Below are 3,402 nucleotides of genomic sequence, written 5' to 3' on the forward strand. Positions count from 1 at the left end.
TACCGGCACCGTGGTGTCGATTTTCGTGAAAGGGGCATCGGAATCCATGGCCACGACTCTCCCAAAACGTGTACACAGCGCAAATCGGTACTCAGACGATAGGACATATGCCCCTGGCGCGCATCCACGGAAGGGGCCGGGCGCCTGGCCGCCGTGATCAGGGTTTGGCTTGTGGCCCGGCCCGCCGCTAGAAGATCTCGTAGCCGGGCGTGAGGCTCTTGCCCGGGTCGTACTGCCGCTTCGCGGTGTTCAGGTGACCGAAGGCCGGGCCGAAGTGATCGCGCCACTCGCTCTTGGACAGCGGCAATGCGCTGACCGGGTAAAGGGTGCCGCCGGCGGCCTTTACCCGCCCGTAGGTGGCCTGGTTGGCATCCACGAGACGGTTCGCTTCGCTGGCGTCGTCGGTCGCCGGCATGCGGACGAGGTTGAACGCGTAGCACAAGTCATCCGACGGCATCCGCAGCAACGGGCTGGAGATCGCCGACCTGCGGATCGGAACGAGCGCGACCTGGCCGAACGGCCCCAGGTCCATTGCCGGGTTCAGCGCATCCAGTTCGGTGGTGACGACGGACTCGACCCGGGAGTCACCGATGAATGTCATGAGCCACGGGTGCGGGAAGAACCACTGCCGGTTCGCCCGCAGCATCGCCTCGAACGGGGCGAACCGGTTGAGGTAGTCGAAGAACCCGATCGTGGTGGGCTGCCGTTGGGCCGAGTCGTCGGACAGGCCGGCGAGCAGGCCGTTGTCATCCGGCAGGTCTCCGTTGAAGTTCTTCGCCGCGTCCAGCCGAAAGGCGAGGCCGCCGCTCGGTGCCGCCACGATCGCACCCTGCACCGAGTCGAACCTATTGTCAGCGGACAGTAGCCGCTCGTCCCTCAGCATCGTTGCCAGGTCCGGGTAGACCAGCAGGAATCGGCGTACCGACTCCGGCGCGGCGACAAGCTTGAGTGTCGCCTTGGTGATGACACCTACCTGACCGAGGCCGGCCCGCACCGCGTTGAACAGGTCGGTGTTGGTGCTCGCCGAGCAGGTGACCTTCTTGCCCTCGCCGGTCACGACCTCCATGTCGATCACGTTGTCGCTCTGCACGCCGAACGCCGAGGTCGAGGCACCGACACCGCCGACGATCAGGGTGCCGCCGACGGACAGCTCGAGGTATTCGGTGAGCACGGGCGGCGTCTTGCCCTGCGCCAACGTCGCGCGGAGCACGTCGCTCCATTTCGCGCCGGCCTCGACAACCACCCGGTCGCCCTCGACGGCGCCGATGAACCGCAGCGCCGACATGTCGGCGACGATGCCGCCCGGGACCGACGAGCGGCCGAAAGTCGAATGGCGCTGGCCCTGCGGGGCGAACTTGCGGCCCCGCCGTGCGGTCCACTGGATTGTCTTGGCCACGTCGTCGGCGGAACCCGGCAGCAGAACGCCCTCCGGCATGTGGTGCACGATGTGCCCGAAGTCGCCAGCGCGCCCTTCGCGCGTCACCTCGTCGAAGCGGAACTCACCATCCAGCGGCGGTGGCGGCGCGGGCATCTTCTCTGGCGTGTTTGGTGGCATCGGTCGTCTCCCGTCATCTCCCTCGCAACAAGCACGCGAGGGCCATTCGTCTGATCTACAGCAACTGTTCGATGGTGATCGGCAACGATCTGATTCGCCGGCCGGTGGCGTGGTACACGGCGTTGGCGATGGCGGCTGAAACGCCGACCACGCCGATCTCGCCGATGCCCTTGATACCGAGAGGCCTCACCGTGTCCGGCGTGCCCACGAAGGCCACATCGAGGTCGGGCACGTCCACGTTGGCCGGAATCAGGTAGTCGCCGAAGGTCGCATTGGCGATGCGGCCGGTCTCGTGGTCGAAGACGGTCTCCTCGAGCATCGTCATGCCGATGCCCATGACCGCTCCGCCGATCATCTGGCTGCGCGCCAGCTTCTCATTGAGGATGCGGCCCGCATCGACGGCCGACACGATTCGCGCGACGCGCGGCAGTCCCAGGTCCGCATCGACGCGGACTTCCGCGAACCACGCGGCGAATGAGCCGTTAGCGCTGGGTTTGCGAGCGTCCGCCCCCGGGTCCCTCTCACCGTCCGCGGTTATCTCCGGTAGTCCGTGCCGGGCGAGTATGCCGGCGTAGGTCTCACCGATCGAGGAATCATCGATGACGTGGATGCCGCCGTTCGCGGTGGTGACGTCATCCGGACTCCTGCCCCGCAGCGGCGACGACTCGTCGTCGGCGACGACATCCAGGAACGCCCGGACCAGGTTGCCCACGGCGTCGCGGATGGCGCCGCTCAGCGACGTCGCCATTCCCGACCCACCGGAGTACGGCGCGAACGGCAGGTCGCTGTCGCCGATCTCGACCTGTACCTGGCCGATGCCGAGTCCGAGCAACTCGGCCGTGACCTGCGTCGCGATCGTGTAGGTGCCGGTGCCAAGATCGGTGGCCGCGCTGCGCACGTGCGCGGTGCCGTCCCGGCCGATCGACACCGTGGCCTGGCAAGGTGCCTGGCCGGACGTGAAGGTGACTCCGGCCATGCCGTAGCCGATCAGCCAGTTCCCGTCGCGCATCGATCCGGTCTCGGGGGTACGCCTGGCCCAGCCGAATCGCTCGGCGCCGACGCGGTAGCACTCCCGCAGTGCCTCGCTCGACCACGCCCGGCCCGACCCCGGATGAACCTCGGCGTAGTTGCGCAGCCGCAGCTCGATCGGGTCGATGCCCAGCGTGTAGGACAGCTCGTCGAGCGCAGACTCCACCGCGAAGTTGCCCTGGGTTGTGCCGGGGCCACGCATCCAATGGGGGCTTGGAATGTGCAGCCGCGCCCGCCGGTCGTGCGTCGCGACGTTCGGGCAGGAGTAGGCATTGCCGGTGAGCTGCGTGACGGGCTCGACCCCTCCGTCGTCCACGGCGCCGATCGTCGCGGTGGCCTCGTGATCGACGGCCACCAGCCGGCCATCGCGGGTGGCACCGAGCCGCACCCGCTGGAGCGTCTCCGGCCGGTGGCCGACGGACGTGAACATCTGCGGCCGGGTCAGCACCAGCTTGACCGGGCGGCCGACGACCCGGGCCGCGAGCGCGGTCAGGATCACGTGCGGCCAGGCGCGGAGTCCGGCCCCGAACCCGCCTCCCAGGTACGGCACAAGAACCCGGACGTCGGTCTCGGGTAGGCCGAACACCGTTGCGAAGGCTCTGCGCGTGCTCATCGGGTCTTGGCTCGAGTCGTGCACGGTCAGCTGGTTACCGTCCCAGCGGGCCACCGTGGCGAACAGCCCCATCGGGTTGTTGGTCACCGCCGCGGTGGTGAAGGTCTCGTCGTAGACCACCTCGGCGGAGGCCAGCGCGGCGGTGACATCACCGCGATCGACGTCCTGCCCCCACCGATCGAGCAAGACGGGGGCACGAGGATCG

Annotated in this window: 2 protein-coding genes; both read right to left on the reverse strand. The window is 68.1% G+C overall.

The genetic code is table 11. The features are described from left to right. Window positions 1–187 precede the first annotated feature (187 nt). Window positions 188–1,531, reverse strand: a complete 1,344-nt coding sequence (locus VHU88_08185) for an FAD-binding protein (protein HEX3611647.1) — start codon at window positions 1,529–1,531, stop codon at window positions 188–190. Window positions 1,532–1,610: 79 nt separating this feature from the next. Continuing rightward, window positions 1,611–3,402: xanthine dehydrogenase family protein molybdopterin-binding subunit (locus tag VHU88_08190; protein HEX3611648.1), on the reverse strand; the 1,792-nt coding region annotated here is incomplete at its 5' end.

This window comes from Sporichthyaceae bacterium (genome assembly GCA_036269075.1).
In the GTDB taxonomy this organism is placed as follows: Bacteria; Actinomycetota; Actinomycetes; order Sporichthyales; family Sporichthyaceae; genus DASQPJ01.